The organism is Cupriavidus sp. SS-3 (genome assembly GCF_035818815.1).
Lineage (GTDB): Bacteria > Pseudomonadota > Gammaproteobacteria > Burkholderiales > Burkholderiaceae > Cupriavidus > Cupriavidus taiwanensis_C.
This window is the reverse complement of sequence record NZ_JAYLVT010000023.1, coordinates 12,320-29,457: the sequence shown is the minus strand read 5'-3', so window position 1 is coordinate 29,457 and position 17,138 is coordinate 12,320. Positions and strand designations below refer to the sequence as shown.

Genomic DNA, 17,138 nt, shown 5'->3' with positions numbered 1-17,138 from the left:
GGCCCCACAGGTGACAGTGGAGGAATCCAACAGGATGCCTATTCAAGCACGTTGGCCGCTTCAGGCGGCATGGCAGTGCTTCCGGCGGGATGCAGTACTGCGTGGTTGGGCGGCAATGAAGCTGGCGCTGACGCTGGCGGCGGGGGTCTCGCTCTTTTCTGATCCGGCATGGGCGGCGCATGGCTTTGCGCTGCATGGGGACCTGAAGTACCAGCCGAATTTCTCGCACTTCGAATACGCCAATCCCAACGCGCCGGTCGGCGGCACGCTGACGCTCGCCAATCCTGACCGGCGCACCAGCTTCGACAAGTTCAATCCGTTCACGCTCAAGGGCACTTCGGCCCCGGGCCTGAACGCGCTGATGTTCGAGTCGCTGCTGATCAGCAGCGCCGACGAAAGCGCCAGCGCCTACGGCTTGCTGGCCGAGGACGTCACGGTGGCGCCCGACGAGTTGTCGGTCACCTTCACGATCCGCCCGCAGGCGCGCTTCTCCAATGGCGATCCGGTGCTGGCCTCGGACGTCAAGTACTCCTACGACATGCTGATGAGCAAGGCCTCGAGCCCGGGCTATCGCAGCATGTGCACCGACGTGAAGGCGGTGGTCGTGACCGGCGAGCGCACCGTGCGCTTCGATTTCAAGCAGCGCAACCGCGAGCTGCCGCTGATCGTCGGCTCGCTGCCGGTGTTCTCGCGCAAGTGGACCGCCAAGGTTCCGTTCGAGAAGCTGACCTTCGAGCCGCCGGTGACCAGCGGCCCCTACCTGATCGAGCGTTTCGACGCCGGCCGCGGCATCATCTTCCAGCGCGACCCGAAGTACTGGGGCAAGGACCTCGCGGTGCGGCGCGGCACCTTCAATTTCGCGCGCGTGGTCTACCGCCTGTACAAGGACGAGACCGCCCGCCTCGAGGCCTTCAAGGCCGGCGAGTTCGACGCCATCGTCGAATACAAGGCCAAGAACTGGGCCAAGAGCTACCAGGGCACGCGCTTTCGCAACGGCGAGCTGCTCAAGACCGAGTTCCCGCACCGCAACGGCGCCGGCATGCAGGGCTATGTCATGAACCTGCGCAAGCCGGTGTTCCAGGACGTGCGCGTACGCCAGGCGCTGATCCTCGCGCTGGATTTCGAATGGCTCAACCGGCAGCTGTTTTACGGCGCCTACAAGCGCCTGGACAGCTGGTTCTCCAACAGCGAACTGTCGGCCAGTGCTACCTTCGACGGCCGTCCCGGTCCCGGCGAAATGCAGCTGCTCGAACCGCTGCGCGCGCAGCTGCCGCCGGAGGTGTTCGGCCCCGACGTGGTCCAGCCCAGCACCGCGCCGCCGCGCTCGCTGCGCGACAACCTGCGCCTGGCGCGGCGCCTGCTGGCCCAGGCCGGCTGGACCTATACCGACGGCGCGCTGCGCAACGCCAAGGGCGAGCCGCTGGTGTTCGAGTTCCTCGACGACGGCGGCGCCATGAGTCGCGTGATCACCACCTACGTGCGCAACCTCGAGAAGCTCGGCATCCAGGTGCACCAGCGCACCACGGATTTCGCGCTGTACCAGAAGCGGCTCGAAGACTTCGACTTCGACATGGTGTCGATCCGCTTCCCCGACTCGCAAAGCCCGGGCAATGAGCTGCGCGACCGCTTCTCCAGCGAGGCCGCCGGCACGCCTGGCTCCGACAACCTGTTCGGGCTGAAGTCGCCGGTGGTCGACAAGCTGGTCGACAACGTGCTGCGCGCCGATACCCGGCAGGAACTGGTCACCGCCGGCCGCGCGCTCGACCGGGTACTGATGCATGGCTATTACATCGTGCCGAACTGGTACAGCGCGTCGCACCGGGTCGCCTACCGCAAGACGCTGGCGTACCCGGAGCGGCTGCCGTATTTCTACACGGCGGAAGGCTGGATCCTCAGCCACTGGTGGCGCACCGACATGCAGGCGCAAGCCCGCTGAGGCGCTCAGGCGCTGGCAGATTCAGCGCGGACAAGGAAAGAGACGGCCCCCATGCTTGCCTATCTGCTTAAACGCATTCTGCTGATGATTCCGACGCTGGTCGGGGTCATCACGCTGACCTTCGTCGTGATCCAGTTCGTGCCGGGCGGCCCGGTCGAGCAGATGATGATGGAGCTGAAAGGGCGCGGCGGCGCTGGCGAAGCCAGCGGCGGTGGCGCCGAATACCGCGGGCGGCGCGGCGTCGACCCCGACAAGATCAAGGAGATCCAGGCGCTCTACGGCTTCGACAAGCCGCCGCTGGAGCGCTACTTGCTGATGCTCAAGCGCTTTGCCCAGTTCGACCTGGGCCAGAGCTATTTCCAGCACCGCAGCGTATGGGAGCTGGTCAAGTCCAAGCTGCCGGTATCGGTCAGCCTGGGCCTGTGGACCTTCTTCCTGACCTACCTGATATCGGTGCCGCTCGGCATCTCGAAGGCGATCCGGGCGGGCAGCCGCTTCGACGTGGTGACCAGCGTCATCGTGCTGGTGGGCTATGCCATTCCCGGCTTCGTGCTGGGCGTGCTGCTGCTGGTGTTGTTCGGCGGCGGCACCTTCGTGCAGTGGTTCCCGCTGCGCGGGCTGACTTCCGACAACTGGGAGCAGCTGTCGCTGATGGGCAAGGTGATGGACTACCTGTGGCACCTGGTGCTGCCGATCACCGCGTCGGTGGTGGGCAGCTTTGCGGTCGTGACCATGCTGACCAAGAACGCCTTCCTCGAGGAAATCCGCAAGCAGTATGTGCTGACCGCGCGCGCCAAGGGCCTGGGCGAGCGCCGCGTGCTGTGGAAGCACGTCTTCCGCAATGCCCTGATCCCGCTGGTGACGGGCTTCCCGGCGGCGTTCATCGGCGCCTTCTTTACCGGCTCGCTGCTGATCGAGACGCTGTTCTCGCTCGACGGGCTGGGCCTGCTGTCTTATGAGGCGGTGCTGCGGCGCGACTACCCGGTGGTGCTCGGCACGCTCTACCTGTTCACGCTGATCGGGCTGGTCACGCGCCTGATCTCCGACGTCTGCTACGTGCTGGTGGATCCGCGCATCCACTTCGAGGGCTTGCATCGATGAAACCGTTCTCGCACGCGGCGCCCAACGGCCTGCCGCATTCGCCTTCGCCGCGCCAGCGCGCCTGGCAGCGCTTTCGCCGCAACCGGCGCGGCTACTGGAGCCTGGTGATCTTCGTCTTCATCTTCGTGCTCAGCCTCGGCGCCGAACTGCTGTCGAGCAACCGGCCGCTGGTGGTGCACTACAAGGGCGAATGGTATTTCCCCATCGTCAAGGTCTATCCGGAAACCACCTTCGACGGCGATTTCCCCACGCCTGCCGACTACCTGGACCCGTATATCCGCGACCGCATCACCACCAACGGCAATTTCGCGGTATTTCCGCTGAACCGGTATTCGTACGACTCGCTCAACTACTTCGCCAAGGAACCCAACCCGGCGCCGCCTTCAGCCGAGAACTGGCTCGGCACCGACGATCGCGGCCGCGACGTGCTGGCGCGGCTGCTGTATGGCTTCCGCGTGTCGGTGCTGTTCGCGCTGGCGCTGACCGTCATCGGGGTGCTGGTCGGCACCCTGACCGGGGCGCTGATGGGCTTCTTCGGCGGGCGCTTCGACCTGTTCTCGCAACGCGCCATCGAGATCTGGAGCTCGATGCCCGAGTTGTACCTGCTGATCATCTTCGCCTCGATCTTCGAGCCCAGCCTGGCGCTGCTGATCATCCTGCTGTCGCTGTTCGGCTGGATGGGCCTGTCCGACTACGTGCGCGCCGAGTTCTATCGCAACCGCTCGCTCGACTACGTCAAGGCCGCGCGCGCGCTCGGACTATCCAACGTGCAGATCATGTGGCGCCACATCCTGCCCAACAGCCTGACCCCGGTGATCACCTTCCTGCCATTCCGCATGAGCGCGGCCATCCTGGCGCTGACCAGCCTGGACTTCCTCGGCCTGGGCGTGCCGCCCACCACGCCCAGCCTGGGCGAGCTGCTGGCGCAGGGCAAGGCCAACCTCGACGCGTGGTGGATCTCGCTGTCGACCTTCGCGGTGCTGGTGGTGACGCTGCTGCTGCTCACCTTCATGGGCGACGCGCTGCGCGATGCCTTCGATACCCGGCTGGGCCTGGCCGCGCTGCGCGGCCGCGTCGAGCCCAAGGTTCCCGCCGGGGCGCCCACCGGCGCGGCACCGGAGGCCACGCCATGACCGCGGTGTCGCCGATGACCTTGCCGGACGTGGAGCCGGCGCCGATGCCCGCACCGGGTTCCATGCTGATGTGCGTGGACAAGCTGTCCGTCACCTTCGGCCATGGCGAGCATGCCACCCGCGCGGTGCGCGACGTCAGCTTCGACCTGCGCGCCGGCGAGCGCTATGCGCTGGTGGGCGAGTCGGGCTCGGGCAAGACCGTGACGGCGCTGGCCATGCTGCGGCTGGTGGAAGACGCGTACTACGATGGCGCGATCCGTTTCGAGGGCAAGAACCTGCTCGAGGTCTCCGACCGCGAGATGCGCGCGATCCGCGGCGCCGAGATCGCGATGATCTTCCAGGAGCCGATGACCGCGTTGAATCCGCTGTACACCATCGGCAACCAGATCGTCGAGACCCTGGCCCTGCACGAAGGCCTGGACCGCCGCGCCGCGCGCGAGCGCGCCATTGCGCTGCTGGAGCGCACCGGCATCAGCGATGCCGCGCATCGCTTCGACAGCTTCCCGCACCAGCTCTCGGGCGGCCAGCGCCAGCGCGCCATGATCGCGATGGCGCTGGCGTGCCGGCCCAAGCTGTTGCTGGCCGATGAGCCGACCACGGCGCTGGATGTCACCATCCGCGCCCAGATCCTCGACCTGCTGCGCGACCTGCAGGCCGAGTTCGGCATGGCGGTGATGCTGATCACCCATGACCTCAACCTGGTGCGCGCCTTCGCGCAACGGGTGGGCGTGATGGAGAAGGGCGTGCTGGTGGAAACCGGCGAGACCGCCAGCGTGTTCGCCGCGCCCCAGCACCCCTATACCCGCAAGCTGATCGACAGCCGCCCGCGGCGCGAGGTGCTGCCGCTGGTGCCGCTGGCGCCGGTGCTGCTCGAGGCGAACAAGCTCGGCGTCAGCTATGCGCGCAAGCGCCGCGGCCTGGCAGGCTGGTTCGGCAAGGACCAGTTCGTGGCGGTCAAGGATGTCGACTTCCAGCTGCGCGAGGGCGAGACCCTGGGCATCGTCGGCGAATCCGGCTCGGGCAAGACCACGCTGGCGCATACCGTGCTGGCGCTGCAGCGCAAGAGCGCTGGCACCATCCATTTCCTGGGGCGCAGCTTCGACAGCGCCACGCGCGACGACCGCCGCAAGCTGCGCGCGCGCATGCAGGTGGTGTTCCAGGACCCGTTCGGCTCGCTGGCGCCGCGCATGACCATCGAGCAGATCGTCGGCGAAGGCCTGGCGCTGCACCAGCCCGGGTTGTCGCGCGAGGCCACGCGCCAGCGCGTGATCGAGGCGCTGCGCGAGGTCGGCCTCGACCGTACCGCGCTGGGCCGCTACCCGCACGAGTTCTCGGGCGGGCAGCGCCAGCGCATTGCCATCGCCCGCGTGCTGATCCTCAAGCCCCAGATACTGGTGCTGGACGAACCCACCTCGGCGCTGGACGTGTCGATCCAGCAGCAGGTGCTGGCGCTGCTGTCCCAGCTGCAGCACAAGTACAACCTCAGCTACCTCTTCATCAGCCACGACCTGGCGGTGATCCGCGCCATGGCGCATCGCGTCATCGTGATGAAGGCGGGCGAGGTGGTCGAGGCGGGCGATACCGAAGTGGTGCTGGGGGCGCCGCAGCATCCCTATACGCGCAAGCTGATGGCGGCGGCGCAGGTCGGCGCAGCGTAACCGGCAGGGGTTGTTTGCCGCGGTGCGGCGACCATGCCGGCCTGCGCCGGCTAGCACCGAACGATATGATTAATCCGATAAAGAAGATGCGAAAACCGGTCTATATCGTTGATTCGGAAGTCAAATCCGTCGAATTTGTAACGAACTTTGACATGTGAATGACAACCCTTTACCATCCCGCCAGAACTAGTTTTTGGGGGTGGTCCGCCCGGCGCATTTGCGCATGCCGCGCACAAATGCGGTGCGGCAGCCGGCACGACGGCCTGGCGCGAAGGTTGCGTAGGATTCGGCTCCATAGTTCACATGATGATCGCCCGACGTCATTGAAACGTTCGCGCGACATCCACCCAATACCCAGCTGCCCCGGACCTTGTGCCGGGGCTTGCTTTGGAACGATCAACAGGAGAACCAATGCAGCGATCGGTGCTTCATTCCCTGGCGCGCGCCGCCGTCGGATTTGCCCTTGCCTGCGGTGCGACTGTGTCGAATGGAGTGCTGGCGGATACGGTATTCAAGGATGCCGACACCCGTATCGAGTCCGCGGCCCAGGCCGTGGATGCGCATCCGGAAGGCAAGCGCGGCTTGCTGTCGTCGGTGGTGAATTCCACCAGCAACGTCGCCAGCAAGGCCGGCGACCTGGTCATGAACGCGCTGGGCCTGATCGGCGTGCGTTACCGCTTCGGCGGCAACACGCCCGAATCCGGCCTCGATTGCAGCGGCTTTGTCCGCTACGTGTTCCACGACACCTTCGGCTTCATGCTGCCGCGCCGCTCCGTCGAAATCAGCCGCGTCGGCACCACCGTGGCCACCAGCGACCTGCGTCCGGGCGACCTGGTGTTCTTCAACACCATGCGCCAGACCTTCTCGCATGTCGGCATCTATATCGGCGACAACAAGTTCGTGCATGCGCCGTCCACCGGTAGCAAGATCCGCGTCGACGACATGCGTGCGGCCTATTGGGTGACCCGCTACAACGGCGCCCGCCGCATCGACGAAGGCAAGGAGCGCAGTGCCGAGGGCCTGGGCGACATGGTCGAGACGCTCAAGCGCTACGATCCCAAGGCGGCGCGCGCGTCGATGTACGGCGGCTGACGGCTGGCGACGCGTCAAACGACAGAGGACTGCTGCGGCAGTCCTTTTTATTTTCCGAAGCAGCGGCGGCGCGGTTACTGTGCCGCGACCTTGCCGGCCGGCGCCAGCCGGGCCTGTTCCAGCCGCTGCCGCAGCGTTGCCATGACCGCCGCGGTCGCCTGCTCGCCCGCCAGCACGGCGCGGTTGCGCGCGTTGAAGTCGCTGCCGCCCATGTCGGGCAGCTCGGGCCGGATCACCACGTCGGCGCGCGCCAGCGCCATCTTGTTGATCGACTGACCCATGATCGCGGTGGTCTGCAGCAGCACGCCGCTCTGGCCGGCGTGCTGCTGCGCCGACGGGTCGGCCGAGATATTGACCGCGATGACGAAGTCCGCGCCCATGGCGCGCGCGGAATCCACCGGCACCGGCTCGACCAGGCCGCCGTCGACATAGTCGTGCCCCTGGATCGATACCGGCTGGAACACGCCCGGCACGCTGCTGGAAGCGCGCACGGCCTGGCCCGTGTTGCCGCGGCGGAACAGGATCTTGTCGCCGCTCTTCAGGTCGGTGGCGACGATGCCCAGCGGCAGCTTCATGGCTTCGATGGGGCGGTTCTGCACCAGCCGGTTGACGTAGTTCTGCAGCGCCTCGCCCTTGAGCCAGCCGCCGAAGCGGGTGCCGAACGGCAGCGCCCAGTCGGCAATCGCGGCTTCGTCCATGGTCAGGGCCAGCTTGTTCAGCTCGAAGCCATTGAGCCCGCTCGCGTACAGCGCCGCCACCACCGCGCCGGCGCTGGTGCCGGTGACCAGGTCGGCGCGAATGCCCTGGGCCTCGAGCGCCTTGATCACGCCGATATGGGCGAAGCCGCGCGCGGCGCCGCCGCCCAGCGCCAGGCCGATCTTGATGGGCCGCGGGGTGGGTGGGGAGGGCGGTGTGGTCGCGACCGGTCGTGCGGGGCGCGGGCCGAAGGCGCAGCCCGCCAGCAGGGCGGCGGCGGAGATGCCGAGAAAATGACGTCGTTGCATGCAGCGGGGGATCGGTAACAAGGTGGGACCGGCGGCGGCGATGCGATGCGGGTGCTTCTCCATCCACGTTCGCATCGCTCGGCCTGGCTGCCGGCCACAGCTCAGACCGGCGCAAGCATAAATGATTCCGCGCGGGGCCGGTGCGCGCAACGGGTCGGGCGAGGGGCGAGGCCCGGCAATACGCGTTGGTATAATGCAGGGCCCGCACATACACCAGCCTGCGCGCCGCGACGCGCGGGCTTTCTTGTTTTCCCCTGACCATGACTCAACGCGTCCGCACCCGCTTTGCGCCGAGCCCGACCGGCTTCATCCACCTCGGCAACATCCGCTCCGCGCTCTATCCCTGGGCCTTTGCCCGCCGCATGCAAGGCGACTTCATCCTGCGCATCGAGGACACCGACGTCGAGCGTTCGTCGCAGGAAGCGGTGGACGTGATCCTGGAAAGCATGGCCTGGCTGGAACTGGATATCGACGAAGGGCCGTTCTACCAGATGCAGCGCATGGACCGCTATCGCGAGGTGGTGGCGCAGATGGTCGAGGCCGGGCTGGCCTACCGCTGCTACATGAGCACGGCCGAACTGGACGCGCTGCGCGAAGCCCAGCGCGAGCGCGGCGAGAAGCCGCGCTACAACGGCTTCTGGCGCCCGGAGCCGGGCAAGGTGCTGCCCGAACCGCCGGCCGGCGTGGATCCGGTGATCCGCTTCAAGAACCCCATCGGCGGCAGCGTGGTGTGGGATGACGCGGTCAAGGGCCGCATCGAGATTGCCAACGACGAACTCGACGACCTGGTGATCGCGCGCCCCGACGGCACGCCCACCTACAACTTCTGCGTGGTGGTCGACGATCTCGACATGCGCATCACGCACGTGATCCGCGGCGACGACCACGTCAACAACACGCCGCGCCAGATCAACATCATCCGCGCGCTGGGCGGCACGCCCCCGGTCTATGCCCATTTGCCGACCGTGCTCAACGAGCAGGGCGAAAAGATGAGCAAGCGCCATGGTGCGATGAGCGTGACCGGGTACCGTGACGAAGGCTACCTGCCGGAGGCGGTGCTGAACTATCTGGCGCGGCTGGGCTGGGCGCACGGCGATGCCGAGATCTTCTCGCGCGAGCAGTTCGTCGAGTGGTTCGACCTGGAACACCTCGGCAAGTCGCCCGCCCAGTACAACCCCGAGAAGCTGGCCTGGCTCAACAACCACTACATCAAGGTTGGTGACAACCAGCGCCTGGCCACGCTGACGCAGCCGTTCATCGAGGCGCTGGGCGGCAAGGTGGAAGGGGCGGATCTTGTCGGCGTAATTGCGCTGGTGAAGGACCGCGCCAACACGCTGAAGGAAGTCGCGCAGGCCGCGTTGCTGTTCTATCGCGGGGAGCCGCAGGCCGATGCCGCGCTCAAGGCGGAACACCTGACTCCGGAGATCCAGCCGGCGCTGGCCGCACTGTCGACCCGGCTCGCCGCGCTGCCGGCGTGGACCCGCGAAGAGATCAGCGCCACCTTCAAGGCCGTGCTGGCCGAGTTCGGGCTGAAGATGCCCAAGCTCGCCATGCCGGTGCGGCTGCTGGTGGCGGGGCAGCTGCAGACGCCGAGCATCGACGCGGTGCTGGAACTGTTCGGCCGCGACACGGTGCTGCGCCGCCTGGCCGCCGCGGCCTGAGCGCTGCCTCAAAAGACGCAAAAAAAGTCCGGGCCGGGGCTTGCGCTTCGGCCAGGACTTGCGCATAATCTCGTTCTCCCTGCAGCGCGGCAGCTACAAAGCAGCCAAGCGGGCCGGCGGATCCGCAAGGATCCTTCGTTTTCTCTGGCCGGATTATTGAAGGGCAGGGCAAGCGAAAAAAGCTGAAACGGGAACTTGCAAAGATTAATGATTGATATATAATCTTGGCTTCGCTTGAAACGGTAGTTAATTCAGGCGAAAACGCAGCAAGTGCAGTAAATGGAAGTACCATGGGGCTATAGCTCAGCTGGGAGAGCGCTTGCATGGCATGCAAGAGGTCAGCGGTTCGATCCCGCTTAGCTCCACCAAGATTCAGGCTTCAGCCAGGCAGTATCGGTTGGTGCCAGACGGAACGTGTTGAAAGACAAGTTTCTGTCCCCTTCGTCTAGAGGCCTAGGACATCACCCTTTCACGGTGAGTACAGGGGTTCGAATCCCCTAGGGGACGCCAAAACAGCCGGGCGTAATCAGACGTCCAGCATGTCGTCTCAAGCGATAGCTTGAGCCGGCAGCCGACTAAGGAGTGGTAGTTCAGTCGGTTAGAATACCGGCCTGTCACGCCGGGGGTCGCGGGTTCGAGTCCCGTCCACTCCGCCAAAACTAAACCCGCATGGTGTATGCACCATGCGGGTTTTTCTTTTGGGTGAGGGATTATGTTTTGAATCGCGGTAAATGCAATAAAATATGTTGCATTCGTTGTGAAAATCGCTATATAATCTTGTCTTCGCTACAAACGCTGCGCAAGCGGCGGCGGCGAAAGAATCAGGCAGTAACCGTCCAGAGTATCGGATACGGGGCTATAGCTCAGCTGGGAGAGCGCTTGCATGGCATGCAAGAGGTCAGCGGTTCGATCCCGCTTAGCTCCACCAGAATCTGGGAAGCGTCTGAAAAGAAGCTTCCCAAGCGCGAAAAAGCCTGCTATGATGGCGGTCTTTCCAGCGCAAGACAGAAAACGCGTTGAAGAACAAGTTTCTGTCCCCTTCGTCTAGAGGCCTAGGACATCACCCTTTCACGGTGAGTACAGGGGTTCGAATCCCCTAGGGGACGCCAAAACAGCCGGGCGTAATCAGACGTCCAGCATGTCGTCTCAAGCGATAGCTTGAGCCGGCAGCCGACTAAGGAGTGGTAGTTCAGTCGGTTAGAATACCGGCCTGTCACGCCGGGGGTCGCGGGTTCGAGTCCCGTCCACTCCGCCAATTTTGAAAAGCCCGCGCAAGCGGGCTTTTTCTTTGCTACTCCTCGAATTTCTGGTCCCCCGCCTGGGGCGGCCTTGTGCGCGATTCAGTTTGCCGGATCCCTGCTGACCCGGCTGAAATACCGCACCAGCAGCACGCCGGCAATCGCCAGGCTGATGCTGTTGGCCAGCCAGAACCCGCTGGCGCCGCGCGTGAAGGCCGGCATGCCGTCGATCAGGCCGAAGCCCAGCACATATCCGCCCCCCAGGCCGATGCCCCACAGCGAGCCGGCGTAGATTACCGTGGGGATCAGCGCGATCTTGTACGCGCGCAGGATAAAGGCCGTCATCACCTGCACCGCGTCGAAGGCCTGGTAGAACGCCACGAACAGCACCAGCGGCAGCGCTGCGGCGACCACCGCGGGATCGCTGGCATAGGCGTCGAGCACGGGCTTGCGCAGCAGCCACAGCATCGCGCCGGTCAGCACCGCCAGCACCACCGCCATGTGGATGCCCCGCCAGGCGAGGCGGCTGGCCCCGGCCCGGTCGCGCGCGCCAAGGTGCTGCGCCACCAGCGTCGAGGTAGCAATGCCCAGCGACAGCGGCAGCATGTAGGCCACCGCGCCGAGGTTGGCGATAATCTGGTGACCGGCGAGCGTCACCGTGCCCAGGCGCGTGATGAAGATCGACATCAGCGTGAACGACGTGATCTCGATCAGGTAGGTCAGCCCCATCGGTACGCCCAGGCGCAACAGCGCACGCAGCGGCGCGGCGGCGGGCCTACTCCAGGTGAAGATGCGCAGCGCACGATAGGCGCTGCCATAACGCAGGATCAGCACCCCGGAGATGCACCAGGCCCAGCTGATCAGCGTCGAGGCCAGGCCGCAGCCGGGACCGCCCATCGCCGGCACGCCCAGGCCGCCATGAATGAACCAGGCATTGAGCGGCACCTTCAGTGCCAGCCCCGCGACCTGCAGCACCGTCACCATGATCGGCCGGGACAGCGCATTGTTCAGCGCCGAGTAGATGCGGAAGGCCAGGGCCGCCGGCAAGCCGAAGGCGCCGAAATGCAGGTAAGCGCTGGCCTTCTCCACCAGCTCCGGCGGCGCCTTGGCGAACGCCAGCAACGGTCCCGGAAAGGCCAGCAGCAGCACGCCCGGCACCGCCAGCGCCAGGCCAAGCCACGCTGCCTGCCGCACTTCCGCGCCGATGGCTTCGAGGCGGCCGGCGCCATAGAGCTGGCCGGCGATGGGTGAGAGCGCCTGCAGCACGCCCATCAGGCTGATATAGATGGTCACGTAGATCGACCCGCCCAGGCCCACGGCGGCGAGGTCGGTGGCGGACGCGCGTCCGGCCATCACGGTATCGATCACGCCGAAGGCGATCACGGCGAGTTGCCCGGCCAGCACGGGTGCGGCCAGGGCGGCAATGCGGCGAAGGTCTTGGAACAGTGTCATTCAGGGCTCGGCAGGGGCGGGCTGGAAATCCAGCCCCGCAGCCGCCTGCGGCCGGAATGGTTCGTGGGCGCGTCAGGCGCTGCGGTGTATCGGGGTGCGGCTAGTGGCGACGGCGAGCAGACAAGGCTCAAGGCTGGCGCGGCAGCCGGCGTCGCGGCAGGTCGGGGCGCGGGTGGACGGCGCGGGCGGTATCGACAAGGCGGTACATGCGGAAGCGCTCGTCACGGTCGGCCGGGCGCCGGCCTTCCCAGATCAGCCGCCACTCGAAGTGCGAGATATTGCCGGGCTCGCCGTAGTCGACCGAATCATGCCGCAGCAGCACGTCGCAGCCGTCGTTGGGCCCGCCGAAGCGAATATGGCCGAAGTAGGCGAACGACGCCAGCTGCGCATCGCCCATGCGGATCGGCTGCACGCACTGGTAGGCCGGCGGCAGCGCCATCGACGCCGCCTGGGCCACGTCGCGATAGGTCTTGCCGTAGTTGATCGAGGGCAGCCACAGCGTCATCGCCATGACCCACATCAGCGTGGTGCCTGCCGCCGAAATCACCACCGGGCGCCAGATCTGCTTGGGCGCGCGCGACAGGCGCCAGCGCACGATCAGCACCCAGGCCACGGTCGCCGCCAGCGCGAACACCACCGCCGCGATGGTGAATTCATGCTGGTAGCCCGGCAGCTGGCGGAACACGTTGCGCGCGATGCGCGGCGGCCAGCCGGTAGTCTTGGCGATCCACATGAACCAGACCGTGCCGCCGAAGATGGTGAAGAACAGCAGCGCGAACCAGTCGATGGCGTTGATCACGCCGCGCGCCAGCGTGGGCAGGGCAAAGGCGGCCAGCACGGCCATCGGCGGCAGCAGCAGGATGAACTGGACGTCGCCGGCACTGCGCTGCAGGAACAGCAGCACCACCACCGGCAGCAGCAGCGCCAGCGGCGCCGCGACATGGGGTGCCCGGCGCATGCCGGTCCAGGCGATCCAGGCCCAGCCCGCGATCGGCCACACCGGCCACGTGTACAGGAACAGGTTGCGCATGTTGAAGCCGAACGTCGCCATGTTCGGCGAGCCGTAGCTGCGGCGGTCATAGCGCGACCATTCGCGGATAAAGGTCACGGCCTCGTTGCGGTCGGCCGCGCCGAAATAGGCGGCCGCCAGCCATGCCGCCACGATCAGCAGCGCCAGCGGGATCGCGACGGCGGCAAGCCGTCGCCATGGCAGCGGCTTGCACACCAGCGCGCACACCGCGGTGCCGAGCAGCAGCGCCAGCGCCAGCAGCGGCCCGCTGGCCAGCGTCAGGCCGCCCAGCGCGGCGCCATAGATCAGGCTGCCCTGGGTGGGCTTGTCGAGGCTGCGCACCATGCCGTACAGCGCCAGCGCGATGAACGCGACCTGGCCGACCTGCGGCGTGGTCTCGTGTCCGCGCATGGCCAGGCCCACGCAGGCGAGGAAGATCAGCAGCGCACCGTCGGCCAGCGTGCGGCCGTAGTCGCGCGCATTGGGCTGGCCGCCGAAGGCATAGGCAAAGGGCTGGACCTCATCGCGCCGGCCCAGCAGGTAGGTGGTGTACCAGATGCAGGCGCAGGTGGCGAAGAAGAACAGCGCCGTCGCCAGCCGCGCCGCGTCGGTCGCGCCCAGCCAGCCGCCAAAGCCGCGGATCATCAGCGCGCCGATCCAGAACACCAGCGGACCGTCCTCGCTGTACGGGCGGCCGACGATGTTCGGCATCAGCCAGTCGTGCGTGCTGCCAGTGGCGAGTTGCCACATCACGCCGAAGCCGGCGGCGTCCTCGTTCTTCCACGGGTCGCGCCCGAACAGGCCGACCAGGCCGTAGATGATGCAGATGGCCAGCAGCAGCGCGCGCGGCAGTGCACCGGTGGCGGCTGCGGTCAACTGGACGGGTGAGGTGTTGGCTTGACGCATCGATGCTCAGGTCGGGCCGTGGCGCCATGGCGCGAAGGCCACAGTATCGCGCATGCGGCGGCCGCGTGGCCGTGGCATGGCGTGGAAGCCTCACGGAATGTGGGGGTAAATCCGAATGGCGGGCGGGGTCGGTGGCGCTGGCCAAAGCGCTCCGGCACAAATGCAAAGAGGCAGCCGATGCTGCCTCTTTGCTGGTTCGCGCACGCCCGGAACTTGTCCGCGGCTGGCGCGAAGCGGGGTCGCTGAAAGCGATTACTTCGCAGCCTTGCCCAGCTTGTTGCCGAACTTCTGGCGGAACTTTTCGACGCGGCCGGCGGTGTCCATGATCTTCTGGGTGCCGGTGTAGAACGGGTGCGATTCCGACGAGACTTCGATCTTGGCCAGCGGGTATTCCTTGCCGTCCTTCACGATCGTGTCCTTGGTCTGGATGGTCGAGCGGGTGATGAAGCTGAAGTCGCTGGACATGTCCTGGAACACGACTTCGCGGTAATTCGGGTGAATGCCTTCTTTCATGATGAGTCCTTTCTGGTTGGGTAGCCAGTCCGTTGTAATCCGCGGTTCTCCGCCAGGGAGAAGAGATGGTGCGGCCACGAACGAACCACTTGCCGATTACGGGCAAACCGGGATTATGGCAGAAAAACAAAGACTTGGGGAAGGGCGCAAGCGCCTCGGCCGCACAAAGTGTTGCGCCCAAAAAGGGGCGCCTATTTCACATCGCGGCCGGATCCTGCCGGTAAAACGCCGTCAGTGACTGGTATACCACCGGCCAATGCCGCGCCAGTCCGACAGGTTCAACGAAAAATGCCTCTGACGTCACGGCAAAGAACTCGCTGGGCGCCTCGCTGCCATACGGGTCAATGATGCGCAGCGCGGCCGGCAGGCGCTCCGGGTGCTCCCAGTCGGCCTCGTCGCGCGCGTCCCAGGCTTCGGCGAAGCGATCGTACTCGCTCAGGAAGGTCTCGGCCCAGGCCTCGGCGTCGACCTCCGGATGCAGCACGCGCGAGAACGCCGGCACGCCGTCGGGCTCGCCGTCGAGCATGTCGAGCTTGTGGGCGAATTCGTGGATCACCACGTTATAGGTGTCCGCTGGCAGTTCATGGTCGCTGTCGATGCCCGCGCCGGGGCTGTGCACGTCGGGCCAGGACAGGATCACGGGTCCGTGCTCCCACGCTTCGCCGCTGGCTTCCTCGACCACGCCGTGGACCAGGCCGATCTCGTCCTGCACGGTCCGACGGATGATGAACTCGCCCGGATAGAGCACGATGCCATGCCAGCCGCGGTACCACGGCAGCCCCAGCTTCAGGATCGGCACGCAGGCCTGCACCGCGACGCTGACCACCATGTCGTCGTCCAGCGGCAGATCGTGCGCGGTGGAGTATTCCTTCTCGGCAATGAACAGCGTCGCCAGCTCGCGCAGCGCCGCCAGGTCGGCGCTGCCGTAGCGCTGCACGAACGGCAGCTTGGCCACGGTGCGTGCCCAGAGCGCGTCGGGGATGGCGTAGTGCTCGAGCTTGCGGGCGCGCGAGCGCGAGCGCAGGAATGTGGTCAGTTTGCCCAGCATGGCGTCGTCGAAAAAACAAAAAAGGCGTGCCGCGGCACGCCTTCCTGTCTGCGTTGCGGCACGGCCGCAGCGAGGCTCAGCCGCCTCGGCGCATCATATCGAAAAACTCTGCGTTGTTCTTCGTGGCCTTCATCTTGTCCATGATGAATTCCATCGCCTGCACTTCGTCCATGTCCGAGATGAACTTGCGCAGCACCCAGATCTTCTGCAGGATGTCCGGCTTGATCAGCAGCTCTTCGCGGCGCGTGCCGGACTTGTTCAGGTTGATCGACGGATAGACGCGCTTTTCGGCCAGGCGGCGTTCCAGGTGCACTTCCATGTTGCCGGTGCCCTTGAACTCTTCGTAGATCACGTCGTCCATGCGGCTGCCGGTCTCGATCAGCGCGGTGGCGATGATGGTCAGCGAGCCGCCTTCCTCGAGGTTGCGCGCGGCGCCGAAGAAGCGCTTGGGGCGCTGCAGCGCGTTGGCGTCGACACCACCGGTCAGCACCTTGCCCGAGGCCGGCACCACCGTGTTGTAGGCGCGCGCCAGGCGCGTGATCGAGTCCAGCAGGATCACCACGTCGCGCTTCAGCTCGACCAGGCGCTTGGCTTTCTCGATCACCATTTCGGCGACCTGGACGTGGCGGATGGCGGGTTCGTCGAAGGTGGAGGCCACCACCTCGCCGCGCACCGAGCGCTGCATCTCGGTCACTTCTTCCGGACGCTCGTCGATCAGCAGCACGAACAGGTCGGCTTCGGGATGATTGTTGGCGATCGCGTGTGCAATGTGTTGCAGCATCACGGTCTTGCCCGACTTGGGCGACGCCACCAGCAGCGCGCGCTGGCCACGGCCGATCGGCGCGATCATGTCGATGATGCGGCCGGTGATGTTTTCTTCCGCCTTGATATCGCGTTCGAGCGTGAGCGGCCGGTTCGGATGCAGCGGCGTCAGGTTCTCGAACATGATGCGGTTCTTGACCGCTTCGGGCGCCTGCCCGTTGACCTTGTCCACCTTCACCAGCGCGAAATAGCGTTCGCCGTCCTTGGGCGTGCGCACCTCGCCCTCGATCGAATCGCCGGTGTGCAGGTTGAAGCGGCGGATCTGCGACGGGCTGATGTAGATGTCGTCGGTGCTGGCCAGGTAGGAGGTCTCGGGCGAGCGCAGGAAACCGAAGCCGTCAGGCAGAACTTCCAGGGTGCCGTCTCCGTAGATGGTTTCGCCCATCTTGGCGCGCTTCTTCAGGATCGCAAACATCAGTTCTTGTTTGCGCATCCGCTGTGCGTTGTCGATCTCGAGCGTAGCCGCCATTTCGAGAAGCGCAGACACGTGAAGCGATTTGAGTTCTGTCAGGTGCATAGACGAGGGGTACAGATGGGCCCGGACGGGCGAGACGTAAAGGAAGGG

General features: G+C 65.8%; 12 protein-coding genes and 6 tRNA genes. 12 read left to right on the top strand and 6 right to left on the bottom strand.

Annotation, left to right across the window (positions count from 1 at the left end; genetic code table 11):
* The first annotated feature begins 34 nt into the window (after positions 1 to 34).
* From U9J39_RS25930 to U9J39_RS25910, 5 genes are all read left to right on the top strand, one after another.
* Positions 35 to 1,936, top strand: coding sequence for an extracellular solute-binding protein (locus tag U9J39_RS25930; RefSeq protein ID WP_115710031.1), 1,902 nt, complete (start codon positions 35 to 37; stop codon positions 1,934 to 1,936).
* 51 nt (positions 1,937 to 1,987) lie between these two features.
* Positions 1,988 to 3,037 carry a microcin C ABC transporter permease YejB gene (locus tag U9J39_RS25925; protein ID WP_115710029.1) on the top strand — a complete coding sequence of 350 codons (1,050 nt, stop codon included), beginning with the start codon at positions 1,988 to 1,990 and terminating at the stop codon, positions 3,035 to 3,037.
* Positions 3,034 to 4,170, top strand: a complete 1,137-nt coding sequence (locus U9J39_RS25920; protein WP_012353203.1) for an ABC transporter permease — start codon at positions 3,034 to 3,036, stop codon at positions 4,168 to 4,170. The genes U9J39_RS25925 and U9J39_RS25920 overlap by 4 nt, the downstream gene beginning before the upstream one ends.
* The gene (locus U9J39_RS25915) at positions 4,167 to 5,828 is read left to right on the top strand and encodes an ABC transporter ATP-binding protein (protein ID WP_115680553.1); all 1,662 of its coding nucleotides are present in this window, start codon (positions 4,167 to 4,169) and stop codon (positions 5,826 to 5,828) included. Before U9J39_RS25920 ends, U9J39_RS25915 begins: the two co-directional genes overlap by 4 nt.
* A gap of 411 nt (positions 5,829 to 6,239) precedes the next feature.
* Positions 6,240 to 6,920 carry a C40 family peptidase gene (locus U9J39_RS25910; protein ID WP_111517688.1) on the top strand — a complete coding sequence of 227 codons (681 nt, stop codon included), beginning with the start codon at positions 6,240 to 6,242 and terminating at the stop codon, positions 6,918 to 6,920.
* 74 nt (positions 6,921 to 6,994) lie between these two features.
* Here the strand turns inward: U9J39_RS25910 and U9J39_RS25905 are convergent, their stop codons facing one another.
* On the bottom strand, positions 6,995 to 7,924 hold the full coding sequence (locus tag U9J39_RS25905) for a patatin-like phospholipase family protein (protein WP_326348497.1): 930 nt from the start codon (positions 7,922 to 7,924) through the stop codon (positions 6,995 to 6,997).
* Between the two features lie 260 nt (positions 7,925 to 8,184).
* Between U9J39_RS25905 and gltX the strand changes: the two genes are divergently transcribed.
* From gltX to U9J39_RS25870, 7 genes are all read left to right on the top strand, one after another.
* Positions 8,185 to 9,585, top strand: a complete 1,401-nt coding sequence (gene gltX / locus U9J39_RS25900; RefSeq protein ID WP_115680552.1) for a glutamate--tRNA ligase — start codon at positions 8,185 to 8,187, stop codon at positions 9,583 to 9,585.
* Positions 9,586 to 9,877: 292 nt separating this feature from the next.
* A tRNA-Ala gene (locus tag U9J39_RS25895) sits at positions 9,878 to 9,953 on the top strand.
* A gap of 66 nt (positions 9,954 to 10,019) precedes the next feature.
* Positions 10,020 to 10,095 (top strand) — tRNA-Glu (locus U9J39_RS25890).
* A 69-nt stretch (positions 10,096 to 10,164) separates the two neighbouring features.
* Positions 10,165 to 10,241, top strand: a tRNA-Asp gene (locus tag U9J39_RS25885).
* 196 nt (positions 10,242 to 10,437) lie between these two features.
* A tRNA-Ala gene (locus U9J39_RS25880) sits at positions 10,438 to 10,513 on the top strand.
* Between the two features lie 105 nt (positions 10,514 to 10,618).
* A tRNA-Glu gene (locus tag U9J39_RS25875) sits at positions 10,619 to 10,694 on the top strand.
* Positions 10,695 to 10,763: 69 nt separating this feature from the next.
* Positions 10,764 to 10,840: transfer RNA gene (locus U9J39_RS25870), tRNA-Asp, on the top strand.
* An 85-nt stretch (positions 10,841 to 10,925) separates the two neighbouring features.
* On the opposite strand, the gene U9J39_RS25865 is transcribed toward U9J39_RS25870, so the two are convergent.
* From U9J39_RS25865 to rho, 5 genes are all read right to left on the bottom strand, one after another.
* Positions 10,926 to 12,275: an MATE family efflux transporter gene (locus U9J39_RS25865; protein WP_116312752.1), complete on the bottom strand. Its 1,350-nt coding sequence runs from the start codon at positions 12,273 to 12,275 to the stop codon at positions 10,926 to 10,928.
* 127 nt (positions 12,276 to 12,402) lie between these two features.
* On the bottom strand, positions 12,403 to 14,190 hold the full coding sequence (locus tag U9J39_RS25860) for an ArnT family glycosyltransferase (protein ID WP_115710027.1): 1,788 nt from the start codon (positions 14,188 to 14,190) through the stop codon (positions 12,403 to 12,405).
* 252 nt (positions 14,191 to 14,442) lie between these two features.
* Positions 14,443 to 14,703: a type B 50S ribosomal protein L31 gene (locus U9J39_RS25855; RefSeq protein ID WP_012353195.1), complete on the bottom strand. Its 261-nt coding sequence runs from the start codon at positions 14,701 to 14,703 to the stop codon at positions 14,443 to 14,445.
* Positions 14,704 to 14,899: 196 nt separating this feature from the next.
* Positions 14,900 to 15,751 (bottom strand): M90 family metallopeptidase, encoded by an 852-nt coding sequence (locus tag U9J39_RS25850; RefSeq protein WP_116312751.1) that lies wholly within the window; start codon positions 15,749 to 15,751, stop codon positions 14,900 to 14,902.
* Positions 15,752 to 15,827: 76 nt separating this feature from the next.
* The gene (gene rho / locus U9J39_RS25845; protein ID WP_012353193.1) at positions 15,828 to 17,090 is read right to left on the bottom strand and encodes a transcription termination factor Rho; all 1,263 of its coding nucleotides are present in this window, start codon (positions 17,088 to 17,090) and stop codon (positions 15,828 to 15,830) included.
* Between the last annotated feature and the right edge of the window lie 48 nt (positions 17,091 to 17,138).